22 protein-coding genes are annotated in these 26,354 nt (G+C 63.6%); 13 read left to right on the forward strand and 9 right to left on the reverse strand.

The window, feature by feature from the left end; translation table 11 throughout:
• Window positions 1–41 precede the first annotated feature (41 nt).
• The 7 genes from asnB (FMZ75_RS00395) to FMZ75_RS00425 all read left to right on the forward strand — a co-directional run bounded on the left by asnB (FMZ75_RS00395) (window position 42) and on the right by FMZ75_RS00425 (window position 9,681).
• On the forward strand, window positions 42–1,985 hold the full coding sequence (asnB, locus tag FMZ75_RS00395) for an asparagine synthase (glutamine-hydrolyzing) (protein ID WP_166140901.1): 1,944 nt from the start codon (window positions 42–44) through the stop codon (window positions 1,983–1,985).
• A 120-nt stretch (window positions 1,986–2,105) separates the two neighbouring features.
• Complete coding sequence (locus tag FMZ75_RS00400; RefSeq protein ID WP_246728693.1) at window positions 2,106–3,479, forward strand: oligosaccharide flippase family protein; 1,374 nt, start codon at window positions 2,106–2,108, stop codon at window positions 3,477–3,479.
• A 33-nt stretch (window positions 3,480–3,512) separates the two neighbouring features.
• Window positions 3,513–4,253 carry a methyltransferase domain-containing protein gene (locus tag FMZ75_RS00405; protein WP_166140903.1) on the forward strand — a complete coding sequence of 247 codons (741 nt, stop codon included), beginning with the start codon at window positions 3,513–3,515 and terminating at the stop codon, window positions 4,251–4,253.
• 77 nt (window positions 4,254–4,330) lie between these two features.
• Window positions 4,331–6,259 (forward strand): asparagine synthase (glutamine-hydrolyzing), encoded by a 1,929-nt coding sequence (gene asnB, locus FMZ75_RS00410; RefSeq protein WP_166140904.1) that lies wholly within the window; start codon window positions 4,331–4,333, stop codon window positions 6,257–6,259.
• Window positions 6,256–7,539: a glycosyltransferase family 4 protein gene (locus FMZ75_RS00415; protein WP_166140905.1), complete on the forward strand. Its 1,284-nt coding sequence runs from the start codon at window positions 6,256–6,258 to the stop codon at window positions 7,537–7,539. The genes asnB (FMZ75_RS00410) and FMZ75_RS00415 overlap by 4 nt, the downstream gene beginning before the upstream one ends.
• A gap of 31 nt (window positions 7,540–7,570) precedes the next feature.
• The gene (locus FMZ75_RS00420; protein ID WP_166140906.1) at window positions 7,571–8,737 is read left to right on the forward strand and encodes an acyltransferase; all 1,167 of its coding nucleotides are present in this window, start codon (window positions 7,571–7,573) and stop codon (window positions 8,735–8,737) included.
• Window positions 8,738–8,877: 140 nt separating this feature from the next.
• On the forward strand, window positions 8,878–9,681 hold the full coding sequence (locus FMZ75_RS00425) for an FkbM family methyltransferase (protein WP_166140907.1): 804 nt from the start codon (window positions 8,878–8,880) through the stop codon (window positions 9,679–9,681).
• Between the two features lie 102 nt (window positions 9,682–9,783).
• On the opposite strand, the gene FMZ75_RS00430 is transcribed toward FMZ75_RS00425, so the two are convergent.
• Window positions 9,784–10,980, reverse strand: coding sequence for a glycosyltransferase (locus FMZ75_RS00430; RefSeq protein ID WP_166140908.1), 1,197 nt, complete (start codon window positions 10,978–10,980; stop codon window positions 9,784–9,786).
• Window positions 10,977–12,527, reverse strand: a complete 1,551-nt coding sequence (locus FMZ75_RS00435) for an O-antigen ligase (RefSeq protein WP_166140909.1) — start codon at window positions 12,525–12,527, stop codon at window positions 10,977–10,979. The genes FMZ75_RS00430 and FMZ75_RS00435 overlap by 4 nt, the downstream gene beginning before the upstream one ends.
• Window positions 12,528–12,545: 18 nt before the next feature.
• On the opposite strand from FMZ75_RS00435, the gene FMZ75_RS00440 reads away from it, so the two are divergent.
• The 6 genes from FMZ75_RS00440 (at window position 12,546) to FMZ75_RS00465 (ending at window position 18,743) form a co-directional block, all read left to right on the forward strand.
• The gene (locus tag FMZ75_RS00440; protein WP_166140910.1) at window positions 12,546–12,758 is read left to right on the forward strand and encodes a hypothetical protein; all 213 of its coding nucleotides are present in this window, start codon (window positions 12,546–12,548) and stop codon (window positions 12,756–12,758) included.
• 119 nt (window positions 12,759–12,877) lie between these two features.
• Window positions 12,878–13,768: a tyrosine-protein phosphatase gene (locus FMZ75_RS00445; RefSeq protein WP_108916089.1), complete on the forward strand. Its 891-nt coding sequence runs from the start codon at window positions 12,878–12,880 to the stop codon at window positions 13,766–13,768.
• A 70-nt stretch (window positions 13,769–13,838) separates the two neighbouring features.
• Entirely contained in the window at window positions 13,839–14,444 is a 606-nt protein-coding gene (locus FMZ75_RS00450; RefSeq protein WP_244594583.1) for a polysaccharide biosynthesis/export family protein, read from the forward strand.
• 43 nt (window positions 14,445–14,487) lie between these two features.
• Window positions 14,488–16,770: a polysaccharide biosynthesis tyrosine autokinase gene (locus FMZ75_RS00455; protein WP_166140911.1), complete on the forward strand. Its 2,283-nt coding sequence runs from the start codon at window positions 14,488–14,490 to the stop codon at window positions 16,768–16,770.
• Window positions 16,767–17,402, forward strand: coding sequence for a DnaJ domain-containing protein (locus FMZ75_RS00460; RefSeq protein WP_142861915.1), 636 nt, complete (start codon window positions 16,767–16,769; stop codon window positions 17,400–17,402). The genes FMZ75_RS00455 and FMZ75_RS00460 overlap by 4 nt, the downstream gene beginning before the upstream one ends.
• A gap of 12 nt (window positions 17,403–17,414) precedes the next feature.
• Window positions 17,415–18,743, forward strand: a complete 1,329-nt coding sequence (locus FMZ75_RS00465) for a hypothetical protein (protein ID WP_166140912.1) — start codon at window positions 17,415–17,417, stop codon at window positions 18,741–18,743.
• On the opposite strand, the gene FMZ75_RS00470 is transcribed toward FMZ75_RS00465, so the two are convergent.
• The 7 genes from FMZ75_RS00470 to FMZ75_RS00500 form a co-directional block, all read right to left on the reverse strand.
• Window positions 18,737–19,018: a hypothetical protein gene (locus FMZ75_RS00470; protein WP_166140913.1), complete on the reverse strand. Its 282-nt coding sequence runs from the start codon at window positions 19,016–19,018 to the stop codon at window positions 18,737–18,739. The genes FMZ75_RS00465 and FMZ75_RS00470 overlap by 7 nt on opposite strands.
• Window positions 19,019–19,218: 200 nt before the next feature.
• Window positions 19,219–19,530 carry a hypothetical protein gene (locus tag FMZ75_RS00475; protein WP_166140914.1) on the reverse strand — a complete coding sequence of 104 codons (312 nt, stop codon included), beginning with the start codon at window positions 19,528–19,530 and terminating at the stop codon, window positions 19,219–19,221.
• Between the two features lie 201 nt (window positions 19,531–19,731).
• Window positions 19,732–22,176, reverse strand: coding sequence for a TIGR02302 family protein (locus FMZ75_RS00480; RefSeq protein ID WP_166140915.1), 2,445 nt, complete (start codon window positions 22,174–22,176; stop codon window positions 19,732–19,734).
• A gap of 114 nt (window positions 22,177–22,290) precedes the next feature.
• Complete coding sequence (locus tag FMZ75_RS00485) at window positions 22,291–23,385, reverse strand: hypothetical protein (RefSeq protein ID WP_166140916.1); 1,095 nt, start codon at window positions 23,383–23,385, stop codon at window positions 22,291–22,293.
• A complete protein-coding gene (gene ccoS, locus FMZ75_RS00490) occupies window positions 23,382–23,537 on the reverse strand; it encodes a cbb3-type cytochrome oxidase assembly protein CcoS (protein ID WP_108916080.1) in 156 nt (51 codons plus the stop codon). Before ccoS ends, FMZ75_RS00485 begins: the two co-directional genes overlap by 4 nt.
• Complete coding sequence (locus tag FMZ75_RS00495; protein WP_166140917.1) at window positions 23,534–25,828, reverse strand: heavy metal translocating P-type ATPase; 2,295 nt, start codon at window positions 25,826–25,828, stop codon at window positions 23,534–23,536. The genes ccoS and FMZ75_RS00495 overlap by 4 nt, the downstream gene beginning before the upstream one ends.
• Before the next feature lie 9 nt (window positions 25,829–25,837).
• Window positions 25,838–26,344 carry a FixH family protein gene (locus FMZ75_RS00500; RefSeq protein ID WP_166140918.1) on the reverse strand — a complete coding sequence of 169 codons (507 nt, stop codon included), beginning with the start codon at window positions 26,342–26,344 and terminating at the stop codon, window positions 25,838–25,840.
• Window positions 26,345–26,354: the final 10 nt, after the last annotated feature.

Raw genomic sequence — 26,354 nt, forward strand, 5'->3', positions numbered from 1 at the left:
CTACGAAATATATTCGTTCAGCTTCAAACAATGAGATTTCGATGTGTGGAATCGCCGGTTTTCTCGGCATTGACGAAGAGCGTCTGCTCGGCGACATGTCGCAGCTCATCGCGCATCGGGGCCCCGATGGCGCGGGCCAATGGAGCGATCGCGACGCAATGGTCGGATTGGCGCATCGCCGCCTTTCGATAATCGACACGAGCGACGGGGCGGCCCAGCCGATGCTGAGCTGCAATGATCGATACGTCGTCGTCTTCAACGGCGAAATATATAATTTTCGCGAGCTCGGCGTCGAGTTGGCCGCGCGCGGATATCGCTTCAATCCGAACTCCGACACGGCGGTCATCGCGCCATTGTACGATCTCGAGGGCGAGGCGATGTTGGATCGCCTCAATGGGATGTTTTCTTTCGCTCTCTGGGACCGGCGCCGGCGCGAACTCCTCATCGCGCGCGATTCATTCGGCGTGAAGCCCTTGTATTTCGTCAAGTCGGGCGGCGGGCTCGTCTTTGCTTCCGAACTCAAGGCGCTGTTCGCCTATTCGCGACTCGATCTCGAGGTGGACCTCGTCGCGATCGGCGATTATCTGACGCATTTGTGGAGCCCGGGCGAGAGAACGCCCTTGCGCTCGGTCGCCAAGCTGGCGCCCGGCCATCTTTTGAAAGCGCGGCGCGGCGATGTAGAGATTAGACGATGGCATTGGTCGGCTCCGCCGGTCGCCGAGGGTGGGACGGAGAATGTCGGCGCGATCGCAGGGCTCGGGCGGATTTTTGACCAAGTCGTCTCGGACCAATGCATGAGCGACGCTCCGGTCGGAGCTTTCTTGTCCGGCGGCGTAGATTCCAGCGCGATCGTCGCTGCTATGGTTACGAACGGTCATGTTCCGCGACGGACCTATTGCGTTGGCTTCGAAGGCGCAGGACTGGAAGAAGAGGGGTTTTCAGACGACCTCACTCATGCGCGTGAGGTCGCCTCTCTGCTCGATGTGCCTTTGACGCCTTTGCTCGCGCCGTCGCCGACCATGCAAGACTTCGAAACTCTCGTCTATACTCTCGACGAGCCGGAGGCCGATCCGGCGCCGCTATATGTCGGCGCGATCGCGCGAGCGGCGCGAGCCGATGGGATCAAGGTGCTGCTCGGCGGCGTCGGAGGCGACGATATATTCTCCGGCTATCGACGTCATCGGGCCGCGGCGATGCGGGCGCGGCTAGGGGGGTGGTTCGGCGGCATTCTCGAGGCATTGCCGCCTGCGACGGCGCGCGTCATGGGCCCGGCGTCGAAGCGGCGGATAGAGAAGCTGCGCTATATGTTCGCGGGATCGGAGCAGGAGTTTCTCATTCGCGCGTTCGAATTCAATCCTCGTGAGAGCGCTGTCGCCTGTCTCGGCGGCGAGGCGCGTGATGCAATCGATGCGGCGCCGTCGAAATGGCTCGAACAGGCTTTGATGCGAACCGTCGATTGGCCGCTCGTGGAGCGAATGCTCGATCTCGAATTGCACGGCTTTTTGCCCGATCATAATCTCAACTACACGGATAAGGCGTCGATGGCGCATGGCGTCGAGGTGCGGGTGCCGTTCCTCGATCCCCGACTGGTGGAATATGCGCGGCGCATACCCTGGCGGCTCAAGATACGCGGCTTGTCCGAAAAGTGGGCTTTGAAAAAAGGTTTGGGCTCGCGCCTCCCGCTTTCGGTATTGAAACGTCGCAAGACAGGGTTCGGCGGTCCGGTCCGCCTGTGGCTCGCTGGTCAGACCGGCGAGATGGTAGCAGATCTCTTCGCGTCGAGAGGTTTTCGCGAGCGCGGACTATTCGATGTCGGCGGCGTCCGCAAGGCATTCGACGACCTTCGATCGGAGCGGCGCGACAATTCCTATCTCATTCTCGCGATCGTGATGACAGAGCTTTGGATGAAGCGGTTTCTCGACGGGCGGTCGACCGCGACCGCCGCCGGTCGATCGGCGAAGCGGATCGACGTCGTGGCGCCCTAGTTTCTGTTCTTCGTTATTGATTTCGCCGCGAGCGCCAGCGGTGTGAGGCGACGCGCAATGTTACGAGCTGAAGCGTGAAATGCCCGCAATTGTCGAATTCCCGGAGCGACGGTGATCGGAATGTCTAATTTGGAGTCCGGCAATGCAAATCCGTCGCTATCGTCGAGCTTCGTCGCGGCGAGATCGAATCGCTTGGCGGTAATCGAGCGGATTTGGTCCGACCATTCGGTTCGAGCTCTTTTCCGGGGAGTCGCGTGGACCGGCGGGGCTGCCGCGATCGAACGTCTCGTCGGTCTGGTTCAGGCCTATTATGTCGCGCGGCTGCTCGGCATCGATGCATTCGGAAAATATGGTTTGCTCTTTACGACCATCGCTCTCGTTAGCATGGTCACTGGGCTGCAGCTCGGACTCACTGCGACAGTGCAGATTTCACGTTATCTGACCTCTAGGCCACATCGGGCCGCAGCCGTCATGCGCCTATGCGAATTCGTCACTTTATCGCTGAGCGTGATCGGGCTCGTCGCTATTCTCTTCGCGCCGGAGGCGATAGCGCATTGGCTCCTCGACAGTCCCTTTGGAGGCCAAGTCATCGTCGCTGGCGCGCTCATAGCGTTGTTCGCTGTCGCGGGGGGCGTGCAGGAAGCGATTTTGCAGGGTTTCGAGGAGTTCGCGCGCTTGTCGATCGCGCGCGTCGTGACATCGCTTTTGGGATTTGTGCTGCTTTTGATAATGGGGCGCGCCGGCGATTTGACGTCGGTCATAACTGCGATCGCCGTCGCGAGCATGGCGCGCACTTTGTTGCTATTCTCTCTGAAGGAAGCGGCGACCCGCCGTCTCGGGCTGCGCACGCGCATGTCCGAGATTATAGCGGCGGCGCCGGTTATCGTCGAGTTCAGCATTCCGTCTCTTCTCATCAGCTTGGTGTCGGGGCTCTCCCAATGGTACGGATTGCTGATGGTGAAACAGGGGGCGACCGGTTTTCGTGATTTAGCGTTCGTTACGGTCGGCGTGCAATGGCGTAGCGCCGTCGTGTTCGCGACCACGATCCTCGCCTCGGTGGCCGTGCCGATGATGAGCCGATTGCTCGCCAGTGGCGACACTGCCGCCACCAGACGAATTCACCGTCTCAACATCGCCGCCAATTTGCTCGCGGCGGGCGCGGTCGTCGCGGTCGTTCTGTCGGCGGCAAGCCACCTCTTGGCGGCTTATGGCGATGAGTTCCAGAGCGGACAATTGCCGTTTACGCTCGTCGTCACGACATCATTGCCGGGGGTCTACATCGTGGTGCTCCAGAATCTGTTCGTCAGTCAAGGGCGGATGTTCGAAGTATTGATGCAGACCATCGTTCAGGGCGCTATGCAGATCGTCGTGTACTGGGTCGTCGTGCCGCGATATGGCGTCTCCGGATTTGCCGCGGCGACGCTCTTTTCGACCTTCGCGACTTGCGTCGTCGTTCACATCTGGGTCGCTTCGAGTGACATGCGGACATGCTGATGGCGCTGCGGATACGACGTGTCGTCAAGGAGCGTGAACGCGATCGTCCGATGTTTCGATACGAGCTCGATTCGACTTACCAAGGAGCAGAAAGTCATGTCCGTCAGCAGCGAGACGACCGCGCCGGTTCTCCTACGTAAGATTCGCTCCGCCGCATATCGATTCAAGACCTTCGTGAGATCGCAGCGCTTCGGCATGTCGCCGGATGCGATCTACGATGGGGCCTTCTATGATGGCGGCGCGTTCGACAAGACGGAGGAAACGGCTCGCCATGTCGTTCATTATCTCATTCGAACCTACGCACCGCGTTCCGTGCTCGACATCGGTTGTGGGAAGGGCAGCTATCTTCGCCATTTTGCAGATGCTGGCTGCCTCGCAGTCGGATGTGAAGGCAGCATCGAGGGAATTCGTCGAGTGCCCAGCCCGGCTACAGCGTTTCAGTTCGACCTTCGCCGGCCATTGCGGTTGAATCGCAGATTTTCTCTTACGATGTGCATAGAAGTGGCCGAGCATATACCGTCGAACGCCAGCGAGACCTTGGTTGAGTCCGTTTGCAGGCACGCCGAGGATGTGATCGTCTTCAGCGCGGCGCCGCCTTCGGAATCTGGCACCGACCATATCAATTGTCGGCCCAAAGAATTCTGGCATGGGCTTTTCCTGCGCCAGGGGTGGCGGCCCAACATAGAGGAGACCGCACAGCTCTGCGCCTTCTCGCGCGCGGAAGGTCTGCCACAATGGTGGCGTGAATGGACCCATGTCTATCGCAAGCAGTAGCGCCTTTGCGGCTTTGGACCGCGGCGCCGGGACCGCTCGTTTCCGTTCGTTCGACTTCCGAAAGGACATTGCGCCAAATGTGCGGAATTGCGGGAATTATTCGCCGAGGCGGCCATGATCGCGAGGATATGTCGCGAATGCTCGATTTGATGGGCCATCGAGGCCCGGATGGTCACGATCAGTGGCAGGAAGCGATTTTAGATGGTCCGAGGGTGACGCTCGGCCATCGTCGGCTCGCGATTATCGATCTTTCGCAGGCGGCGACGCAACCGATGGCGGATGTCTCCGGGCGCTATATTCTTACTTTCAATGGCGAAATCTATAATTATCTCGAACTGCGCGCCGAGCTCGTCCGCTCGGGCGCGCGGTTCCGAACCGATTCGGATAGCGAGGTCATTCTGGAGGCGTACAAGCAGTCGGGGAATGATTGCGTGTCGCGCTTCAATGGAATGTTCGCGTTCGCGATCTATGATCGCTTCCGCAAGCGGCTCTTCTGCGCACGAGATAGATATGGCGAAAAGCCTTTTCTGTTCTGCTCGAAGCCGTCGTTTTTCGCCTTTGCATCTGAATATAAGGCGCTGCTCGCTCAGGCGGAGGTGAGCGCGCGATATGACGAATTCCGTCTCATTCGCGCGGGATATAATCCGAGCACAGGGCTCGACGCCGACCGGCAGACGACATTCGATGATATCCAGCAGCTCAGGCCCGGCGAGGCGCTGGAGATCGACTGCCGTGACTTCACGCACCGGATTTGGCGCTACTACGAACCTCGCTTCGATCCATCCCGGTGGAATGGAAAGGAGGAAGACGCGTTTGCGGAATTCCGTGAGCTTCTCATCGATTCTGTTCGTCTGCGTTTGCGGAGCGACGTGACGGTAGGCTCGTGCCTCTCGGGCGGCCTCGACTCGAGCGCCATTGTCTGCATTGCGCGGCGTTTGCTCGGAGACGATGCGCCGTATGAGACGTTCACCGGCGTGTTTCCCGGGACCTACGCGGACGAAAAGCGCTTTGCGGACGAGGTCATCGCCAAGACGGGCGTCGGCAACCACATTGTCGAGCCGACATGCGAACGCTTCATCGCCGAACTTCCTCGCTTCATGTGGCTGAACGAGCTGCCGGTCGGCACATCGAGTCAGTTCGCGCAATGGTGCGTGTTCGAGCTCGCCGCGCAACATGGCGTAACCGTTCTGCTCGACGGACAAGGATCGGATGAGCTTCTCGGCGGATATCCGAGCTATTACTCGCTTTATGTCGAGAGTCTCACGGAGATCGGCGATCACGTACGATTGGATGACGAAATCATTCGAATTGACGAGCGATATCCGTCCGCGCGCGATAAGCCGCTGCGCCGATTGCGCGACAGCCTGCCATTTTCGTGGCGACATGCGTTTGCGAACCGAACCGGAACCGGTTCTAGCATTCTCTATGGGCTCTCCCCGGATGTCGCGGCGCAATCGCTGAAGCTCTCGGAGCGTGAGAGGCTCGCTGGCTTCAATCCTTTGTCCAGCGCGCTCGCGGAAGATAGTTTTGGCCGCTTTCTCACGACGCTGCTTCGTTACGGAGACCGCAATTCAATGGCGCATTCGCGCGAAGTGAGGCTTCCTTTCTGCGATCATCGTCTCGCAGATCTCGCGCTTTCTCTTCCTCCCCATTTGTTGATGGGCGAAATTCAAACGAAGCGCCTGCTTCGCGAGAGTATGCGTGGAATTCTGCCCGAGCCGATCAGAACGCGTTGGGCCAAGCGGGGCTTTCTGCCTCCGCAGGAGCTCTGGTTCAAATCTGCGCGAATGCGAGCGATCGTCCGCGACACATTGTCGTCGTCGAGCTTTCGCGAGTCGCCCTATTGGACGGCGTCATGGTGGAACAGTCTGCTCGACAGAATCGACAGAGGCGACTGGGCGCTCGGATGGACGGCTTGGCAACCATTCATGATCGAATCCTGGAAGCGCCATTTTGTGGCCGAGGCGACGCATCGGACCGCCGCCTTGGAAAAGGTCGCTTCATGAAAGCGCTCCTGGTGAACAGTCAGCATCCCGACGCTTCTCATATAGGCGCTGTTCGAGCGGCGCGCTTCGCAGCCGGCCTCGCGCATCGCGGCCATAAGGTCGTTTTGCTGACTCCGGTCTTCGACCGCGACCAGAGCGCGAATTGGCGACATTTCGAGAAGGAGCTGCTTCAAAGGCGTGATTGGAGCGAGCCGATGCTCGTGACCCATCCTATGCCTATCGATGGCGCGACGCCGCGTAAGGGACGTCGAGCTGGCGCGGTCATACGCAAAGCGACGACGGCGACAGCGCTGGTTTTCGGAAATGGAACCGCGGCCGCGAGGGTGGCGGCGTCGCGTCCGGTATGGCGGCCACTGATCGAAGGCTTTCGCCCGGACATCGTGTGGTCCACCTTCGGCGATACCAGCAATCTGATCGCCGCGCGATCGATCGCCCGTTTGGCCGATGCGCCGTGGATCATGGACCTGAAAGACAATTGGGAAGCTTTTGTTCCATGCGGGCTGCGTCGGATCGTAGCGTGGCGATTTCGCGACGCCTCTCGCGTGACCAGCAACGCCGACTATCACGCGCGATCGGCGGTGCGCTGGCATCGACGCCCGATCGCGACGATTTATAGCGGCGTCGCGCCGGAAATGATCGCCTCAGGCGACCGCGGCGGAACCGAAAAATTTCGTATCACTCTGGTGGGTGGCACCAGAGGTTCGCCCGACTTGCCGCGTCTTCTCTCCGACTTGCAGCAGTGGATCGAGCGGCGACCGAACGACGAGCGAGCGAAAATCATGTTCTGCTATGCAGGAGGATCCGCAGATGAAGTGACGGCGGCGGTGCGCGACGCGCGCCTCACTTGCGCGATCGACATCCAGAAATATCTGTCTTTGACCGACCTCGGCCGCTTTTGCCAGGAAGCGGCGCTGAACTGCTATCTCTGGGACAAAACGACATTTCATCACAAGCTTCTCGAGCTCCTCGCCTGTCGGCGTCCTGTCGTCGCCTATCCAGGCGAGCATGAGGAATCTGTCGCGCTCGCCCGGATGGTCGGCGGCTCGCTGTGTCTCTGCGCGGACTCGATCGATGTCGCTGCGGCGCTCGACGACGCATGGAAATCATGGGCTGGCGCCCCTCGGCGCTCTGTCTCGATCGAGGTCGACGCATTTTCGTGGGACATGATGACAGCGAGGCTCGAGACGCTCATGCTCGAAGCGATCGATGAGCGATCGATGGTTCCCTCACGCGGCGATCGGGTCGAACGGCGTCGCCACGAACGAGTCGAGTTTTTCTGAGATGCAAGGCGAAGCCCTTTTAACGAGGTCCATGTGCCGCGTCGCGGGAGCCTTGCCGCGAAATGTGAGCCTCGACGGAATGCGCGGCGTAGCGGCGCTGTTCGTGGTCTTGTCTCATGTGGTTGCCGGCTTCGCGCCTTCGGTATATTTCGGCGGCAGGGCCGACGAAGACGCATGGTGGTGGACGGTATTTTCTGTCACGCCGGGTTTCTTCGTCATAAATGGCGCGTTCCATGTTCACCTATTTTTCGTTCTGAGCGCCTATGTCATCGCCGGCTCGAGCGATGGCGCCAGGACGCCGCTCCTCTCGCAATGCGCAGCGCGTATCGTTCGTCTATCGTTTCCCTGCGCTGCTGCGATATTGCTGACCTATATGCTCTTCAAGCTCGACGCCATGTATATGGCGAAAGCTTCCGAGATCGTCGGTCACCCGTGGATCGAGAGGCAATATTCCGATCCGAACATAAGCTGGTCCCACGCGCTCGCCGAGGCTCTCGGTACGTATTACCTTACCGGCGGATCGATTCTGGTGCCCGTATTATGGACGATGCAACGGGAACTCATCGGATCGATAGGAATATATATCATCTTCAAGTCGGCGTCGGCCGCCTCCACGCGGCTCATGGCCTATGTCGCGATTGCCGCGCTATGCGTTGTGGCGAGGCTGGAGCCACAAAATTATCTCTGCTTCGTCGCCGGCGCCGCAATGTACGATCTCGGCGTCGTGAAGCGAAGGCCACCGAGACAGCTCGTCGTCGCGGCCATCGCGCTCGGGATCTTTCTCGGCGGCAAACCGCTCTCTGCGCCGAGCCTGAGCTCGATTTATTTCCCGCTAGTCCACTTCGCCGATGGAATGCATGTCACGGGTCTCATATACCCGCTCGGCGCGATGTTGCTGCTGTTCGGCGCTCTGACATCGCCGACGATGCAGAATATTCTCAGCGGAAGGTTGGGGGCATTTCTGGGGAAAATCAGCTTCTCGCTTTATTTGGTGCATTTTCCGCTGCTCGGATCCGTTCAAGCCGCGGGATTCGTATATTTCGGATATACGTCATCGATAGCTTTGGCTTGCGTCACGCTGGTCTATATTTGCGTCGTGCTGGCCGTCTCGACGGCGTTCTACGCATTGGTGGAGCGACCGACGCTCGGACTGCTCCGCTCGATCAAGCGCGCGCACAGGCCGCAATTGGCGACATGAAGCGCGGAGCTGTGTGGCGAGGGTCTCTCGCTGCTCGTCGTGCGTTGCGCCGTTCGAAGTCATCGGGACATGCCGGCGCTATCGGTCCATCGGAATGGACAGCGGATGGTTGTCCTTCGCAGCGAAATGGAGGGGCCCAAATGTTGCGACAGGTCATCAAGCTCGCGCGGAGATCCGGGCCGGCGCGGATCGTCCTCGACCGTTTGATCGCCGAAAGGCGGTTCCGTCGAGATCGGGGCCAGCTACGAGAATGGACGAGCGCGGACGAGCGTCTCGCGGGCTTCTATGCGGATTTCGTGGCGCCGGGCGATATCGTTTTCGATGTCGGAGCCAATATCGGCAATCGAGCGAAGATATTCGCCCATCTCGGCGCCGAGGTGATCGCCTTCGAGCCGCAGCCTTATTGCATTTCTGTGCTCGAGGCCGGCTTCGCCGAACATGAGAATGTGACGATCGTCCGCGACGCGCTGGGCGCGGCGCCGGGCTCCGCCGAAATGTTCATTAGCGATTCGAGCACGATTTCGTCTCTCTCGACCGCGTGGATCGACGCTGTGAAAAAAAGCGGTCGATTCGGCGACAAGGATTGGGACGTTCGGACCCGAATCAATATCGTCACGATGGATCATGCGCGCGTAAAATACGGCGAACCGAGCTTCGTCAAAATCGATGTCGAAGGATTCGAGGTGGAGGTCCTGAAAGGGCTGTCGGCGCCTGTTCCGGCATTGTCGTTCGAATTCACGCCGGAGTGCCTCGAGCAGGCGAGCGAATGCATCGACCGCATAGCTCGGCTGGGGCCTTATCGATTCAATTTCTCGCAAGGAGAGTCATTGGCGTTGAAATATGCGGATTGGGTGGAAGCCGAGGTCATGCGCCAGATGTTGAGCGAGGCCGATGCGGCCGATTGGGGCGATGTGTACGCTCGATCGGCTCAGCCGAAGTCGTGACCTTTGTCGGCGCGCCGAGGCTCGAAGCGCCGTTTCGATCCTGCGAACGTGATGTGGCTCCATCAAAACTCGGATGTGCAAAACCCTGCGGCTCAACGGCGATCAGGCGAGAGCGCCGAGCGCTTTCAGCGCATTGGTCCAGCGCGCTTCATATGTATGGTCCCGTAGCGCGCGCTGGTGGCCGCGCGCTCGGATCGCCGCTGCATGTTCGGGATCGGCGAGGAGGGCGCGGATGATCTTCGCGCAATCCGCCTCATTCCTATAGGTCAGGATTTCACGGCCGATGTCGTAAACGAGCGCCAGCTCGGGATTGTGTTGCGTGAGATAGAGTCCGCCGCTCATCGGCGTCTCGAAATCGCGCCCTTTGAGATTGACGAGCTTACGCGAATGGCCGATGCCGCCAAAGCCGAGATTGATCCGGCTTTTCGAATAGATCTCGGCCATCGCCTCATTCGTCACCGCGCCGTTCGGCCAGCCTTGGCCATAACAGGCGACATCGATTCCGAGCGCTTTCAGTCGTTCGATGAAGCGAGGCCGCCATCCATAGCGCGCGCCGATGAAGGAGACGTCGTGCACGAAAGGAATGTCGTGCGGAAAGTGTAAGCGTGGCGACGCCGCCTCGGGATGAAACATGGCCAGTCCTCCGTGGACGGCGTATCTGGAAATCGCTTCGGGATCGCTGGTGAGATTGAGGTCGACAGCCTCGGCTATCGCCGCTGTGGTCGAATAGCGTCCGCCGATGATCGCGCCTGGAAAGTGCAACTTGTCGTCGAAGCAGAAGTTGCAGACGATGGCGCCCGTAGCGGTCATTTCGCGGATCGTTTCAGGCGACACAGTCAGCCCGGAGAAATATCCTACCACGACATCCACGGGGCGACGTCGATTCGCCGTGCGAAACGAAGCGAGCATCATCGCGTTCATGTCGTCTCTGTGGTCGAGCCAATCGGAGCGTTCTTCGGCGAAGCCATGGCTGCGCCATTCGAATGAGGCGACTTCGCCGAGGGGCGACAATGCTTCCGGCAGCACGGCTTCCCAATTCCAAGAGGCGTAGCCAAGAAAAATGTGCAGTCCTCCCTTCGGCTTCGGCCAGCCGAGCCGCGATGCGCGCTCGTGAAGGCGAAGACGCAATGCGGTGACTCGTTCGGCCCCATGCAGAGGCCGGACGCCGCGCTTGCGAGCTTCTACGACGTAGCGGCGATAGGTCCTCGCCGCCTCTTGTTCGGTCAACGCCGCTTTCAGAGCGGCGTTCGCTTCGGCGAAAAAGGGAATTTGCTTCATCTCGGCGCGCCAGTCGGTCATTCGGCCTTCTCCCGAACAGAAGTCTGCCGCCGGGCGCCTTTTGGTTCCGTCGGCCAATCGATCACGGGCGCGGCGCTCGCGCGCGGCCGCGGCGCTTCTGCGTTCGGCGTTGCGATAGATATTGGCCGCGTCGGCGGCGCCTTCGCCGATTTGCGTCGGCTGGGGCCATCGTCGGAGTGATCGCGCTGTCTATTGGCCGCGACCAATGGCGGATCGATCATCAAGGCGCAGGCCAGCGCGAATATCGTCGTCATCGTTGCGGTGCGGAGCGGATAATCCACTAAGGAATGCAGCAGGAGAAGCGCGACGGCAAGGGTCGCGGCGCGGGCATATGGCTCTTCGAGCGCCAGCCGCGAGGCCGAGGGGCCGCGCCAAATGCGCCAGCTGCTCCGCGCCCACCAGCCGATAAATGCGGCGGCGACGCCGACGCCGATGACGCCACTCTCGAGAAATAGCTCCAAAAGATCATTATGCGCGTGGTTGACATAGGCGTTGACGACAGCGTCCTCTGGACGTTCGAATCCCGCATAGACGGGAACGAATGTGCCGATGCCGGCGCCGAAGGGAAAAAATGTTCGCGCTGCATCCATCGCGCGAATTGCGATCGCCCAACGCGTCTCGTCGAACATGCCGGCGTCGAAGCGATCGAGAACACGATAGAGAGCGAAAGGGGCGGGGAGGATTGCGCCGACTGTGATCGCCCCGAGAAGCAGACGATTGCTCGATCCATTCGCCTGTATATCTCGCCGCTTTGCGTAAGCGATGGCGATCGCGCCGCTCAGCGCGAGCAGAGTGAGGGCGATGCCGGCGCGCGATCGCGCCATTGCCTGCCCCGAGAGAAGAATGACGATCAATGTGGCGGCGGCGATCGCGGCGACGAAGGATGTCATTTCCAAGCGATGTTTGGAAGCGGCGGGCGCGCCTTTCGAGACGGTCTCGGCAAGCCAGGCCGAGGCGAAGAGGATCGCGCAATAGAGAAAGGCGGAGAAGTGGTTTCGGTTCGCGAAGAAGCCGACCGCTTCCGTTGGATTTGTGTAGTTGAAGAAGCGAAGTGGACTGTCCTCGCCCTGCGCCACTTGTAGGAGACCGAGGAACACGCTGACCGCGCTCATGGGCAGAATCAGAAGGGCGAGATGTCGACGCTGCTCGCCTTCGAGACAGGACGCCGCGATAAATACGCTCAATGGCGCAATCATCGTAAGGAGGCTCGCGAGCGTGAGAAGCGGATCGACGCTCATCGGCATCCAGGGAAGATCGCGTTGGATCGATTGGATCGACTCGATGATCGGCTGTCTGTGCGGCAACATGGTCCACAGTGCGGGCGGGAGCGGCAGCAGCTGCATCGAAAGCAAGAGGGCCGAGGCGGCGCAGAGGAAGAAGATCGAGCGGGGCCGACGATTGGTGGGAATGTCGCGCCAGCGCCATAGGCCGCATAAGAGCAGCGGAAGGGCGAGCAGCTCGAGAATGGCGTCGGAGACCATGCCGCTTCTCGTTCCGCCCCCGAGCAGAAAGCTCGCAATGACGGTGAATGCCGTGAGAGCGAACAAGAACGACCTCGTAAATGAATGAGCGAGCAGGATCGACAATGGGGCGAGTCTAACAAGGCCGCGAAATGCAGTAAATGGCGTTCGGCGCGGTCCATCGAAAAGGCCTGTGGCGTTTCTCGCGGTTTGGAAGCGCATCTTCGCAATTCGCGCAAATATACGTACGCGCTTTCACCGAGCATTATGGAGACATGTCACAAAAATACCGATGTCGATGCACAAAAAAATATGTGATCCGGTCGTTTTGCGCGAGACGAGGCGTTCGGAAGAATGCAAAAATGTCGACATTGATCGGCAGCGTCCGGCGCCGATGCGCTGCTTCGTTCATTTTTCATTTTGGTGTCGATACGACGATGATCGATCTTCACAGTCACATGCTTCCCGGCATCGACGACGGCGCGGCGGATCTTCGGATATCGCTCGCTATGGCGCGCATGGCCGTGGCGGACGGGGTGGAGGTGCAGGCTTGCACGCCGCACATTCTTCCCGGCCTCTATCACAATACCGGTCCGCAGATACGCGCCGCTACCAGAGAGCTCCAGCGGCGTCTGGATGAAAACGACATTCCGCTGCGGCTGATCACGGGCGCGGACGTTCATTTGGCGCCCGATCTCGCCGAGGGGCTGCGGTCCGGGCGCATTCTGTCTTTGGCCGACACGCGCTACGTGCTGGTGGAGCCGCCGCATCACGTCGCGCCTCTCAGGCTCGTCGATTTTTTTTTCAACGTTCTCCTCGCCGGCTATGTGCCCATCCTCACTCATCCGGAGCGGCTGTCCTGGATCGACACGCATTCCGCCGCGATCGAGCAATTGTTTCACGGCGGGGTGTGGATGCAGATCACTGCCGGGTCGCTCATCGGCGCTTTCGGCCGTGGTCCGCGCTATTGGGCGGAGCGAATGCTCGACGAGGGGCGCGTTCACATTCTCGCATCGGACGCGCATGGGATCGGGCGGCGGCGGCCCAATCTCGGACAGGGGCGCGACGCGGTCGCAAAGCGTCTCGGCGACGAGGCGGCCATCGACATGGTGCTCACGCGGCCTCTGGGAATCCTCGAGAATTTGCCGCCGTCGCATATGCCGGCGCCGGGACCGGGAGGCTGCGGTGGCTTCAGACGCGACGAGACGTCCTTGCGCTCGAGGAAACAATACGGTGGCGGTAATGCGAATAAAGTCGACGCTTATCAGGATGGCGATGCTGGCGGCTGGCGCGATGTCATTGGCCGGGTGCGAGCAATCTTTCAATGACGACGCGCGCGGCGCGATAGCGCTTTCCAGCGGCGCCGCGAGCGAGCCGGCGCCAGAGGAAACGAAGCAATTGGCGAGCTCGGTCGGATCTTTCATCGCCGCCGCGACGCCCGGCAATACGGCGTATAAGATCGGCGCGCAGGATGTGCTCGAAGTGGTGGTGTTCAAGGTGCCGGAGCTCACGCGCAATGTGCAGGTCGCCGACACGGGAACCGTGAATTTGCCGCTCCTCGGCGAGGTGCCGGCGTCCGGAAAAACGGCGCAAGAGCTAGAGCGTGATCTTTCCGCGCGGCTCGGGGCGACCTATCTGAGATCGCCTCAAGTGTCCGTCTATGTCCGCGAGTTCAACAGTCAGCGCGTGACGATCGAGGGCGCGGTCAAGAGGCCGGGGATCTACCCGCTTCGGGGCAAGAATTCTCTCATTCAGCTGATCGCTATGGCGGAAGGGCTCGATCGCGATACGGCGTCGGAAAATGTGATGGTGTTTCGCACCCATGACGGGCAGCGCATGGCCGCCTCTTTCAGTCTCGACGATATTCGGGAAGGAAGAGCCGATGATCCGGCTGTGCAGAATGGAGACGTGGTCGTCGTGCCGACATCGGCGACCAAGGTCGTGCTTTCGTCCTTCTTGAAGGTGACCCCTGCGCTCGCCGCGTTTCGTCCCACCGCCTGGTAGCGCGGGCTTGCTTTTTTCGTCTCGAATTTCGGAGTCGGACGGCATGAACGACAAAGCGATGAGCATAGAAGAAGCCGGAAAGCTCGTGCCCAAGAGCTCGGCCGCGCCCGCGCCTTATGGCGAGGCGGACTCGGGCGGATATTCGGCTCGTTCGGTCTTTGGCTCCGACTCCGCGAGCTTCCACGAAATCTGGCGCATTCTGCGAAAGCACAAGTGGAGAGTGCTGGCGATCGTCGCGGCTTTCGGCGCCATAGGGCTTTTGCGGACCTTGATGATGACGCCGCTCTACACGTCGACGACGAGAGTGCAGATCGATCGCAATGTCGCGAAAGTCGTCGAAAGCGGCAACATCGCCCCGGTCGATAGCTTCGATCTGGAGTTCTTGCGAACGCAATACGAGCTCTTGCAAGGAATGGCCGTCGCCGAGCGCGCCGCGTCGAATCTGTCGCTCGGGGAAGACGCGGGATTTCTGAACCAGGGCGGGGACGGCGCTTTCGGGGCCATCCGCAGATTGTTGTCCTTTGGTTCTCGTCCGGGAAATTCGGCGGACAAGGGCGCGAAAGAGCGAGCGGCGGCCGGCGTCGTGCTTTCGAACCGAACGATCAAGCCGCTGAGCGGGTCTCGGCTGGTGGATATCTCCTACACGGATTCCAATCCGGCGAGGGCGCAGAAGATCGCCGCGGGATTCGCGCAGGCTTTCATCGATTTGAACCTCGACAAGCGCTTTCAGGTCAACGCCTACGCAAAATCGTTTCTCGAGGATCAGATCAAGCAATTGCAGAGCCGTCTGCAGGATTCCGAGAAGGCGCTGGTCGATTTCGGCGCGAAAGAGCAGATCATCACGACAAATGAGAAATCGTCGATCGCCGACAATAATCTCGCGGCGGGAAATGTGGCGCTCGGCGCGCTGGTGGCGGAGCGGATCAGGAACGAGCAATTGTATAGGCAGGTGGAGCAGGTGCAGGCGATCAATCTGCCCCAGTTCTTGTCCAACAAGGTGATCGAAGGATTGCGAGACAAGCGCAATTCATTGGTCACCGAGTATCAGGAGAAGCTGGAGACGTTCCGGCCGAGCTATCCTGGGATGGTCCAGATCAACAATAAGATCAAGGAAATCGACCATCAGATCGGCATGGAGGTCAAGGCGATCAAAGACGCGCTGAAAGGCGCTTACGAGGCTTCGCTCAGCCAGGAGTCAGAGATGAAGGAACGGATCGAGGCGCTCCGCGGAGAGGTGCTCGATCTGCAAAAGCGAAGCATTCGCTACAATATTCTGAAGCGCGAGGTCGACACCAATCGCTCGCTGTACGAGAACCTGCTGCAGCGCTATAAGGAGGTGGATGTGGCCAGCGGAGCGGGCGCGAACAATGTGTTCGTGGTGGAGACCGCCGCGCTGCCGGGAAGCCCGTCATCGCCGCTGATGACGCGCAATCTCATTTTGTCCTTGCTTCTGGGCGCGCTCGCGGCGGGAGCCGCTGTGTTCGTGCTGGAGCGCTTCGACGATACGATCGGCTCGGCGGAGGAGCTCGAGAGCGTGACCGGGCTCGTGACCCTGGGCTTGATCCCGCTGGTCGAAGGGGATGGCATCGAACGTGAGCTGGCGGAGCTTCGTTCGGGCGTGAACGAAGCCTATCGCTCGCTGTGCACCTCTCTGCATTTTGCGACGGAGAGCGGACTTCCGAAGAGCTTGCTGGTCACCAGCTCCGCCATGTCGGAGGGCAAGTCGACGACGGCGCTGGCGATCGCTCGGCATTTCGCCGCTTTGGGGCTGAAGGTTCTCATCATCGACGCCGATATGCGGCGTCCGTCTCTGCATCTGAAGCTCGGTCTCGACAATGGGATGGGGTTGAGCAATTATTTGACGGGAGCATGTTCGCCGCCCAATGCGATGCAGAACACCGCGACCGACAATCTCGTCTTCATGTCGTCTGGTCCGATCCCGCCGAGCCCGGCGGATTTGTTGGCGAGCTCGCGTTTCATGACGCTGTTGTCGGTGGGCGCCGAAGTATTCGATTTCATTGTCGTCGATGGTCCGCCGGTGCTGGGGCTCGCGGATGCGCAATTGCTGGCGAATGGCGCAGCGGCGACGGCCTTCGTCATACGTTCGGGCGGGACGCGCAAGGCGCAGCTACGCGATTCGCTGAAGCGGTTGCGATCCGCGCGCGCGAATGTGATCGGCGGCGTGCTGACGCGGCACGACTCCAAAAATGCGGGATACGGATATGGTTATGGATACGGATATGGATATGGCGAGAACGACCAGCCTTCGCGAATATCCGGCTCCGAGCGTCACGCCGAGCTTGCGGAGGAACGAAAGAGCGCATGACGACGGAGCTTTCCGCTGTGCGAGTGGCGCTCGATCTTTTGTATGCGCCGTCTCGCGTGCGTATCGCGAAATCTCGTCCATTGCCGGCTCGCGTGGCGTTTCTGCTGCGGGTCGCTGCGAGAGACGCCGAGGCGGAGGACGAGGCGGCGCGAGCGAGCGAGAGATCGCGCGAGGCCGTCCATGCGGCGGCGCTGTTCTTCATCGAGCAGGTCCTGTTCGATGCGGAGTCGGACAGCTACCGCATCCTCGGCGTCGATCGTTCGGCGTCGATGGTCGAGCTGAGGCGCAATATGGCGTTGCTGCTGCGCGTTTATCATCCCGATGTCGAGCGTGACGCCGATCGGGCGTCGTCCGTCGCCAAAGTCACGCAGGCCTGGGACAATCTCAAAACGCCGGAGCGTCGCATCCGCTACGACGAAACGCATCCGCCGATCGAATTGGGGATGTCGAAGACGAGCGCTTCCCGCTCGAAAATCGGATCGAAGTCGGAGAGCAAGGGCAGAATCGGCTGGGAGAGACGTTCGGCGGGGCGCCGAGAGACGCGTGACCCGGCCGAGAAATTCATCCGCCTGCTGCACGCGATATTGGTTCTTTTTGGCCTCGGCAGAAGGCGCGTGCGGCGGCGTTCGTGAGCGGTGTTCGATATGAGGCGCATTGTCTGGCTCGATTCCGTCTTCGAGCGGCGGCCGTTGCGGGTCGTTGCGCTCGGCGCCTTGGGCGCGGCGCTCGCCTGGGCGATCGTGACGACGAATATCATGCCGCATGTGGCCGAGCGTGCGCCCGGCGTCGCGCTCTTGCTGGCGTCCGACAATCCGAACGTCGTGTTCGGCGTCGTCGACCGCAAGATCAATCCCGACAGCGCGGCCGAGAGCGCCGCGATCGTGGCGCCGCCGGCGATGTCCCGGTCGGCGCGTGATCGTCTGCGTCGCCGCGCGCAGAACGCGCTTCTTCGATCGCCGCTCGACGCGAGAGGGCTACGCATATTGGGCCAGCTCGCGCCGGAAGAGTCGGCCGCCGACTTCATGGAGCTGGCGGCGCGTCATTCGCTCAACGAGTATCGCGCGCATCATTGGCTGCTGCAAAAGCGCTTGTCGGAAGGCCGATATGCAGAGGCGCTGCTTTCGGCCGACATCGTGCTGCGCACGCGACCGCAGCTCATGCCGTTTATCGCGCCTTATCTCGAGCGTATGGCGGAGGATCGAACGGCGTCCATCGCGCTCGAACGAATGCTGGCGCGAAATCCGCCATGGCGCGAGCGCTTTCTGACGCATCTTCCGTCGATCGTCTCCGATGTGCGCGCGCCTTTGCGGCTGATGCTGGCGCTGAAAAACACGGCCCATCCAGCCGGCGTGGAAAGTCAGCGGCGCTATTTCGAGTTTCTGTTCGAGCGTCGCGTCTATGATTTCGCCTATTACGCCTGGCGGCAATTGCTGCCGCCGGAGCGCGCGCAGAACGAGGCGACGCTCTACAACGGCGACTTCGCTTTTCCGCCGAGCGGCTCGCCATTCGACTGGCTGCTGCGTTCGGGCGCCGGCGCGCGGATCGACATCGCGTCGGCCTCCGAAGATTCGCGCGCGCTGCGCATCGATTACGGGCCGGGGCGCGTCGCGCCGCATGTCGCCATGCAATTCATCAAGCTCCCGGCGGGCGCTTATCGAATGGCCGGGCGGTATCGCGGCGAGATCGCCGGCCGCCGCGGGCCGCGCTGGCGCGTGGCCTGTGTGAACGCCAACGGGTCGATCGGCGAGAGCGAAATGGGCATGGGCCGGATTCGCGACTGGCGACATTTCGAATTCGAGTTCATCGTGCCGGACAAAGATTGCGCGATGCAATCGGCGCGATTGGAGCTCGACGCGCGCTCGCCGTCGGAATGGATCGTCGCCGGCGAGATTTCCTATGCCGATTTGAAGATCGAGCCGATCGGCGAGGGTGCGCCATCGGCGACTGTCGGCGGCCCCTCGGGCGCTCAGTAGAGCTTTTCGGCTCCGACATCTCGCGCGCCGGCGTCTTCCGCGCCGCTTTCGGACTCCGCGGCGCCTGCGAGGAACAGCCAGCCGAGAAGAGCCAGCGCGGCCCAGATCGCGATAATCGGACAGCCGGCGGCGAATAGGAGCGCCGACGCTGAGGCGAGCGCAGCGAGGGCGAACACGGCGAGGGCGCGCGACATCGGCGTCGGCCGCCTTCTCGCGAGCGACATTCGCGCTATCGTCGTCGCGGCGTTCTGTTCGAGCTTGTCGGTGAGCGACATGTCATTCTCCTGCCGCGCGGGTTCGGCGACAGCCGGAATAACTTCGGACGAGCTTCGAGGTTGCGCCGTCGCCGATTTTTTCTCTTCTTCGCCGGAATGGCCGGACGCAAAAAACGCCCGAGAGGCGTCTCCCGGGCGTTGTCGAATCGACGAGACCGAAAGGCGCGCAAGATCACTCGCGCGCCTGAGTCGCGGTCTGATTACGGGCTCACGCCGCCAATGGCGATGAACGGCAGAGAAGAATTATTGTTGTTGCTCGAGAGCGCGAGGCCCGCGGCGATGCCGCCGCCCGCGAGCAACAGCGCGCCGCCGGCCCACAGAGGATCGATGCCGTCATGCGCCGTCGCTTGCGAACGTCCTTCGTAATGGGGCGCGCAGGCGATCTGTTGTCCTTGACCGTCATAGCACGCGGCCGTGGCCACAGGGGCGGCGCCGACAGCCGACGTCGAAGCGGCGATCAGCATTCCGGATACGAGCAGAGTGAGCAATTTCTTCATGTCGGTCTCCATCATTTGAAAATCTTTTGCGCCTCGCGATTCGAAGGGGGAAGCGATAAGAATCCCAAGGGAATTTGGTACCCGACAGGCCTCGGTCCGTCAATCTAGGGTTTAGTGCGGAGAACGGCGGGCGTCGCAGGGCGGAGCAAAAACGGTTTCCAAAATCTGTTCACGTCGTCGCTGCGCGATTGGCGTCGGCGACGCGCGGATCGCCGCCTATCGCCGCAGCAGCCGCTCGAAATATTCCAGCTCTTCGGCCGGGCGCTCTGGTTGGCCGAGGCGGCGGCGGAGCTCCTCCTGCACGCGGCGCGCGCGCACGGCCGGCGGCAGGCCCAGAGGGTCGCGCAGGCCGGCGTCACCGCCGGGCTGGCGGCGGCCGGTCGGACGGCCGAGCGGATCGGCGCCGTCGCCGGGGCGCATTCCCGCGCGGCGGCCGGCGCGGCCGGACTGGCCCTCGCCCTCTTCTCCTTCGCCCTGCATTCGCGAGGCGAGCTGATCCGCGCCGCGGCGCAGCGCCTGCAGCGCGCGTCCTTGGGCGTCGACTGCGCGGCCCGCGCCCTCGCCGCCGGGGCCGAGCGCCTTTTCGGCCTCCTTCATCGCCTTCTCGGCGTCGGAGAGATCGGGCGAGGCTTCTCCCGCGCGGCGCAGCCGGTCCTGCTCGCGCTCCAGCCGGTCGCGCAGCGCCTTTTGCCGCGCGCGCGCGTCATCGGAGGCGGAAGACTGGCCCTTGCCGCCGCGCCGCGGCTCGCCGCCGCCCTGCTGGCCGCGATTGGTCTCGTCGCGCAATTGCTGCTCCTCGCGCGTGAGCTTGTCGAGCTCGTCGAGCGCGCGCGACATCTCTCGTGCGCGGGGGTCGGAACGGCCCGCCTGCACGGGGCTCAGATTTTCGAGCACGTCCTGAAGCTCGTCGAGCAGGCGTTGCGCCTCGGCGAAATCGCCGGCGCGCTCGGCCTTTTCGATTTCGCGCATCATGGCGTCGAGATCGTCTTCCGTCAGCGCGCGCCGATCGCCCTGCTGCGGCGCGGCGCGCTCGGCGCTCTTGCCGGTCTTCTGGCCGAGTCCGCTCAGAAATTTCTCCATGGCGGCGCGCATGTCCTGCGTCAGCTTGGCGATCTCCTCCTCGCTCGCGCCGCGGGCCAGCGCCTCGCGCAGATCTTTCTGCGCGGCGCGAAGATCGCGCTCGGCCTGCGAGACGTCGCCCTCCTCGAGCGAGAGCGCCATCGCCCAGAGCAGATCGGCGACCTCGCGCAGATCGGCGTCGTCGCGCGCCGCCTCCAGACGCGCCTTGGCCGCGTTCAGCCCCAGGAAAATGGAGGCGGGCGTCTCGAACAGCTCCGAGCCGAGCGACAGGGCCCCGATCGCCGTCGAAACGCGCGCATGATGATCGGGGTCGAGCGCCAGATTGCGGCGCTGCTCGGCGAGCGCGCGGGCGAATGGCTTGCCGAAGCGGCGCTCGGGCAGAGTGACGTCGAGCGGCGCCGAGAAGCCCTCATTGCCGCCCTCGTCACGGGCGATCAGCGTCAGCGCGACGCGCGCGCCGGCCCAGGGATGGTCGGAGAAGTCGAGCGTCGCCTTGGTCTCGCCGAGGCCGCCGCGGGTCGGCGGCACGGGCAGAGGGAGGCGCGGCGGCGGATAGAGCGATCGGCTCGGTCGCGCCGTGGCCGGGAGAGCGGCCGCCGCCTCGCCGGAGACGACGCCATAATCATCGTCGATGCGAAAGCCGAGCGTCATCGTGCCGCGCGAATTATTGCGCGGCGGCTCGGTGATCTCGATCGTCGGCGGCCGGTCCGGGATGACGAGGATGCGGAACTCGCCGGCGCCGCGCAGCGCCAGCGCGGCCTCGCCCTCGAGCTTGAACCGCTCCTCCGACTCGCCGCCCGGCTGCTTCTGCTTGCCGCCCTCTATGGGCGCGAGCGCGCCTCGCGTCGTAGCGGCGCCGCGCGCGCCGAGGCTGCGCACGACGAGCGTCGAATGCACGGGAACCGAGACTTGCGCCCAGGGTCCTTCGGCGCGCTGCGGCAGCACGATGGGCGGACGGCCCGTATAGGCGGGCGGCTCGAACCAGGCGTCCACGCGAGCGGCGGAGCCGCTCGCCCAATCGAAGGCGGAGAGCAGCCGCGCCTCGCGATCCGGCCCGGCGACGAAAGCCGCGGCCAGGGCGGCGACCAGCGCGGCGGCGCGCAGAGCGAATGGGTCGCGTTGCGGCAGGCCGGGGTCCGGCGGCGCCACTTCGATCGCCGCGAGCTTGCTCTCGAGCCGGCTGCGATGCAGCGCCCATAGCGCGCGCGTCGCCGGATCGGCGCCGCCGGCGAGCGTGTCCTCGAGCGAGGCCGCCGGCCGATGCTGCGCGCCCGGCGCCGCGTCCAGCCGCGCCAGCGCCTCGCTTCGGCGGGGCGTCACGGCCGACAGCCCGCGGCCGACGATCCACAGCGCGGCAAGAGCAAAGCCGCCGACGCCGAGCGCCCGCGCGGTCGCGCCGATCTCCTGCCACAGGCCTGAAAACGAGACCGCGAGAAAAAAGAGCGCAAGCGTGGCGAGCCCGGCGGCGACGCGCGCCAGCCGCTCGACGGCGATGGCCGCGAGCGAGCGCCGCACCAAAAGCTCCAGCGCCGGCGAAGCCTCGCTTTCGTCCTCGCTCGGTCTTTTGCGCCAGAAGGTCATTTTCGGTTCCTCGCCGGGCATGTAGCGCGCGAGCGCTCGCGCGCCCGGTCTCGTCTTTGGGCGCCGAGTCTACGCTCTTTCGGCAATTTGCGAAAATCTTGCGGCGAAATCGCGTCAGAAGGCCAGAGCGCCGGCGGCCGCCGCGCCGAGCAGGCAGAGATCGTGGAGCGCCAGAGCCGTGCGCGACGGCGGTCCTTTCTCGTGCAGCAGGCGCAGCGCCCCGATATTGGCGAGCGACCAGGCGACGCCGACCGCCGCCATCGCCGCCGCGAGAAGCGCGGGCGAGGTCGAGAGCCGGAGCGAGGCGAAAGCCCCGGCCAGCAGGACGAGCCCGGCGACGAGGCTCGCGAGCGGCGGAAAGCGCGCGGGAAAGCGCGCCGCCAGAGCGGCCGGGCCATACATTGCGAGGAGATGCCACGCCATCGCCCCGCCGATGAGGCTCTGAGCGGCTCCGCACAGAGCGAGCGACAGCGGGCCGCGCAGCATCGCCGCCGCCATCATCGCCCAAGCCGCCGCGCCGGCGAGCGTCGCCAGAGCGAAATGCGTCGCCGAGCGGAAGGACGCGCCATCGACCGCGGCGGCGCTCGAAACCGACGCGTTCACCTCTGAGAAACCATGCGGAAGACGCAGCGCCAGAAAGAGCGCGGCGAGCTGAAGCAGCGCCGCGCAGAGCAGGCTCGCCGCTCCTCCTCCCGCGAACTCCGAAGCGTGGACGACGAGCGGCGCGGCCAGAGCGGCGAGCGCGCCGCCCGCCAGCACGCGCAGGCCGCCGAGCGCCGAGGCCGCGATATGGCGATAGAAAAGCCCGAAACCTTGCGCGAGGCCGAGCCATAGCGCGCCGAGACAGAACGCCGGAAAATGTCCGTGCGTCATGCCGAAAGCCGTGAGCAATCCGCCGCCGACGCCGAGGCTCGCGCCGAGCGCGAAGGCCGCCCGGCGTCCGAAGCCGTCGACGAGCGCCGCCGCCGGAAAGGACGCGAGCGCCGCGCCGATGAGTAGCAGCGCCAGCGGCCAGCCGATCTGCTCCGCGCGCGGCGCGATGAGCAACGCCGCCTGCGGCAATTGCGCGAGCGCGAGCGCTTGCGCCAGCACGGCGAGGCCGAAGCCGAGCGCGAGCCGCCGCGTCGAGGACGCATCCGTATTTTCGTCGATGCGCGGGCAGAGGCAGAGCGTCTCGCTCGGCCGCGCGATCAGCGGATCGAAGCTCATCGTCCATCCTCGACATCGTCGTCCGAGAGCGCGCGCGCCGCGGCGCCTTCGAGATCCTCATATTGACCCGCATTCAGCGACCACACGAATGCCGCGAGGCCGAGCGCGCCGAGCAGCAGAGCCAGCGGAACGAGAAAGAGAAGGACATTCATGCGGCGATTCCCTCTTCTTCTTCTACGCGACGCGCTTCTCGCGACTCGTCCCCGGCGCGCCCGCTCCCGTTCGGGCCATCCGTCCGCGGCGACCGCGCCCTCGCTCCCTCCAATTCACGCGCAGCGCTCACGCGGCCGGCGCGCGAGGCGTTGAGCGTGACGATGAGCGAAGAGCTCGACATTGCGAGGGCCGCGATGAGCGGCGTCAGCAGGCCCGCCATTGCGAGCGGCGCCGCCACAGCATTGTAGAGAAGCGAGAGCGCGAGATTCTGCCGCATCAGCGCGTGTGCGCGCCGCGCCGCGTCGACCGTCGTCACGATGGGCGCGAGCTCTTCGCCGAGGAAGACGGCGTCGGCGGCGGCCTGTGCGATCTGCGCCGCGTCGATCGGCGACAGCGACACATGTGCGGCGGCGAGCGCAGGCGCGTCATTGACGCCGTCGCCGATCATCAGAACCTTGCGCCCCTGCGCCCGCAGCGCCTCCAGTCGCGCGACCTTATCGGCGGGCTTCATCGCGCCGCGCCATTCTGCGACATCGAGCGCGCGCGCCGCCGCCTCCACCGGCGCCGTGCGGTCGCCGGACAAGATGATAATGCGCAGGCCGCGGCGCGTGAGCGCATCGATGGCGTCTCGCGCGTCGCGCCGCAATGTCTGCCGTACGACGAGCGCCGCGCTGCGCTCGCCGTGACGAAAAGCGATCACCGAGGACTCGTCGCGCGCCGCCGCGGCGCAATCGCGCTCGACCCCGCAAAAGCATGGATCGCCGAGGCGCGCCTCGATTCCGTCGACTATGGCGACGACGCCTGCGCCTTGCTCTTCGCGCGCGCCCTCGAGCGGAACGGCGCGGGGATATTCGCGCGCCACTGCGCGCGCGAGCGGATGGCGGCTCGAATGCGCGAGGCGCGCGGCGAGCATCAGCAGCTCGGGCTCGATCTCTTGCGCATTGGCGACACGAGGCTCCGGCGTCGTCAGCGTGCCGGTCTTGTCGAAGACGACAGTGTCGATCTCGGCGAGACGCTCCAGCGCATCGGCCGAATTGAGCAGAACGCCGGCGCGAAACAGCGCGCCGCTCGCCGCCACTTGCACCGCGGGGACGGCGAGCGCCAGCGCGCAAGGACAGGTGACGATGAGCACGGCGATCGCCGTCGCCAGCGCATCATGCAGCGAGGCGCCGGCGAGGAGCCATGCGAGCGCCGTGCAGAGCGCGGCGAGATGCACCAGCGGCGCGTAGAGGCGCGCGACGCGATCGGCGAGCCGCCTATAGCGCGAGCGCGCCGCTGTCGCCTTGTCCAGCAGGCGCTCGATCTCGTCGATGAGCGAGTCGCCGGTCGCCGCCTGCACGCAAATCGTCAGCGCCCCGTCGAAATTCATCGCTCCCGCATAGACCGTGTCGCCGGCGCCGACCGAACGGCGTCGCGTCTCTCCGGTGACGAGGCTCTCGTCGAGACGGGAGTCCCCCGATAAGACGACGCCATCGGCGGGAATGCGCTCGCCGGGGCGGACGAGCGCGTGATCGCCCGGCGCCAGCGCCGCGAGCGGAACATAGGATTGCGCGCCATCCGCGCCGAGGCGGCAAGCGGCCGGCGCGCGCAGAGCCGCGAGATTGGCGGCCACGGCGCGGGTCTTGCGGCGCATCGCGCAATCGAGATAACGCGCCAGCAGCAGAAAAGCGAGCAGCATTGTCGCCGAATCGAAATAGGCGTGCGGCGCGTGGGTGAGCGTCTCATAGACCGACATTGCGAGCGACAGCAGCACGCCGAGCGAGATGGGAACATCTATATTCAGACGATGCGCGCGCAGCGCGGCGAAGGCGCTCGCGAAGAATGGCTGGCCAGCGAAGGCCGCCGCCGGCAGAGCGATGAGCGCGGAGACGCCATGGAAGAAATCGCGCGTCGTCGCATCCATATCGCCGCCGAGCCAGACGGCTTCCGACAGCATCATCACATTCACCGAGGCGAAAGCGGCGACGGCGAGGCAGCGCAGCAGGCGCCGCGAGGTCTCGCGCTCGGCGCGCTCGCCGCTCTCGCGCTCGAAGGGCCGCGCGCGATAGCCCATGCGGCGCAGCCTTTCCGACACGGCGGCGAAGTCGAAATTCGGCGCCGCCCATTCCAGCGAGAGGCGGCGATCGGCGTAATTCACGCGCGCCGCGGTGAGATCGGGAATGGCCTTCAGCGCCGCTTCGATCTCGAAAATGCAGGCGGCGCAGGTCATGCCGTCCAGCGCCAGCTCCAGCCGGCGCGCGCCATCCGGGCCATGCGTCGCGAGAGCGGAGAAATCGACGTCCATCGTCATGGCGCGAGCTCAATCGATGCGGATGCGGCTCTTGGAGCGGAACATTTCACGGCCCTCGCGCGTCGCGATCAGCACGAGATCGCGCCAGCCCGATTCGATGACGATCGGCGCCTCATAGCGCCCGGGCGCGGCCTCGGCGAGATCGACGGCGACATCCTTGCGGCCATCGACGGGCGCGCGAATCTCCGCGGCGAGCTTCAGCCCGGTCAGCGCGCCATTGTCGTCGCGCAGCGTGACGGAAACGAGATTCTCCCATGCGCCGCGACGCAGGATCGTCGCCTCCACTTTCCAGCCGCGCGCGCTCTGCGCATGTGCGCCGGCGATGTCGAGATTATAGGTGAGGCCTTTCTCATAGGCTCGGCTGGTCTCCTCGCCGCGGAAGGTGGAGACGGCGAAGTAGATCATCGCGGCGTCGACTGCGGCGACGACGCCGAAAAACGAAACGAGCAGCAAGAGAACTTGCCGACCGCCGAGGCGGCGCTGCGGCGCCGCGCGCATCAGATTGGTCTGCGACATGGCTTTCTCC

This window comes from Methylosinus sp. RM1 (genome assembly GCF_011378635.1).
GTDB classification, from domain to species: Bacteria; Pseudomonadota; Alphaproteobacteria; order Rhizobiales; family Beijerinckiaceae; genus Methylosinus; species Methylosinus sporium.

Coding starts and splice junctions, on each gene's coding strand:
- FMZ75_RS00465 (WP_166140912.1), top strand. CDS start 17,415: ATGAGGCGCATTGTCTGGCTCGATTCCGTCTTCGAGCGGCGGCCGTTG.
- asnB (WP_166140901.1), top strand. CDS start 42: ATGTGTGGAATCGCCGGTTTTCTCGGCATTGACGAAGAGCGTCTGCTC.
- FMZ75_RS00460 (WP_142861915.1), top strand. CDS start 16,767: ATGACGACGGAGCTTTCCGCTGTGCGAGTGGCGCTCGATCTTTTGTAT.
- FMZ75_RS00400 (WP_246728693.1), top strand. CDS start 2,106: ATGTCTAATTTGGAGTCCGGCAATGCAAATCCGTCGCTATCGTCGAGC.
- FMZ75_RS00425 (WP_166140907.1), top strand. CDS start 8,878: ATGTTGCGACAGGTCATCAAGCTCGCGCGGAGATCCGGGCCGGCGCGG.
- FMZ75_RS00480 (WP_166140915.1), bottom strand. CDS start 22,176: ATGACCTTCTGGCGCAAAAGACCGAGCGAGGACGAAAGCGAGGCTTCG.
- FMZ75_RS00430 (WP_166140908.1), bottom strand. CDS start 10,980: ATGACCGACTGGCGCGCCGAGATGAAGCAAATTCCCTTTTTCGCCGAA.
- FMZ75_RS00500 (WP_166140918.1), bottom strand. CDS start 26,344: ATGTCGCAGACCAATCTGATGCGCGCGGCGCCGCAGCGCCGCCTCGGC.
- FMZ75_RS00440 (WP_166140910.1), top strand. CDS start 12,546: ATGAGCGAGCAGGATCGACAATGGGGCGAGTCTAACAAGGCCGCGAAA.
- FMZ75_RS00470 (WP_166140913.1), bottom strand. CDS start 19,018: ATGTCGCTCACCGACAAGCTCGAACAGAACGCCGCGACGACGATAGCG.
- asnB (WP_166140904.1), top strand. CDS start 4,331: ATGTGCGGAATTGCGGGAATTATTCGCCGAGGCGGCCATGATCGCGAG.
- FMZ75_RS00445 (WP_108916089.1), top strand. CDS start 12,878: ATGATCGATCTTCACAGTCACATGCTTCCCGGCATCGACGACGGCGCG.
- ccoS (WP_108916080.1), bottom strand. CDS start 23,537: ATGAATGTCCTTCTCTTTCTCGTTCCGCTGGCTCTGCTGCTCGGCGCG.
- FMZ75_RS00415 (WP_166140905.1), top strand. CDS start 6,256: ATGAAAGCGCTCCTGGTGAACAGTCAGCATCCCGACGCTTCTCATATA.
- FMZ75_RS00455 (WP_166140911.1), top strand. CDS start 14,488: ATGAACGACAAAGCGATGAGCATAGAAGAAGCCGGAAAGCTCGTGCCC.
- FMZ75_RS00420 (WP_166140906.1), top strand. CDS start 7,571: ATGTGCCGCGTCGCGGGAGCCTTGCCGCGAAATGTGAGCCTCGACGGA.
- FMZ75_RS00495 (WP_166140917.1), bottom strand. CDS start 25,828: ATGACGATGGACGTCGATTTCTCCGCTCTCGCGACGCATGGCCCGGAT.
- FMZ75_RS00475 (WP_166140914.1), bottom strand. CDS start 19,530: ATGATGGAGACCGACATGAAGAAATTGCTCACTCTGCTCGTATCCGGA.
- FMZ75_RS00485 (WP_166140916.1), bottom strand. CDS start 23,385: ATGAGCTTCGATCCGCTGATCGCGCGGCCGAGCGAGACGCTCTGCCTC.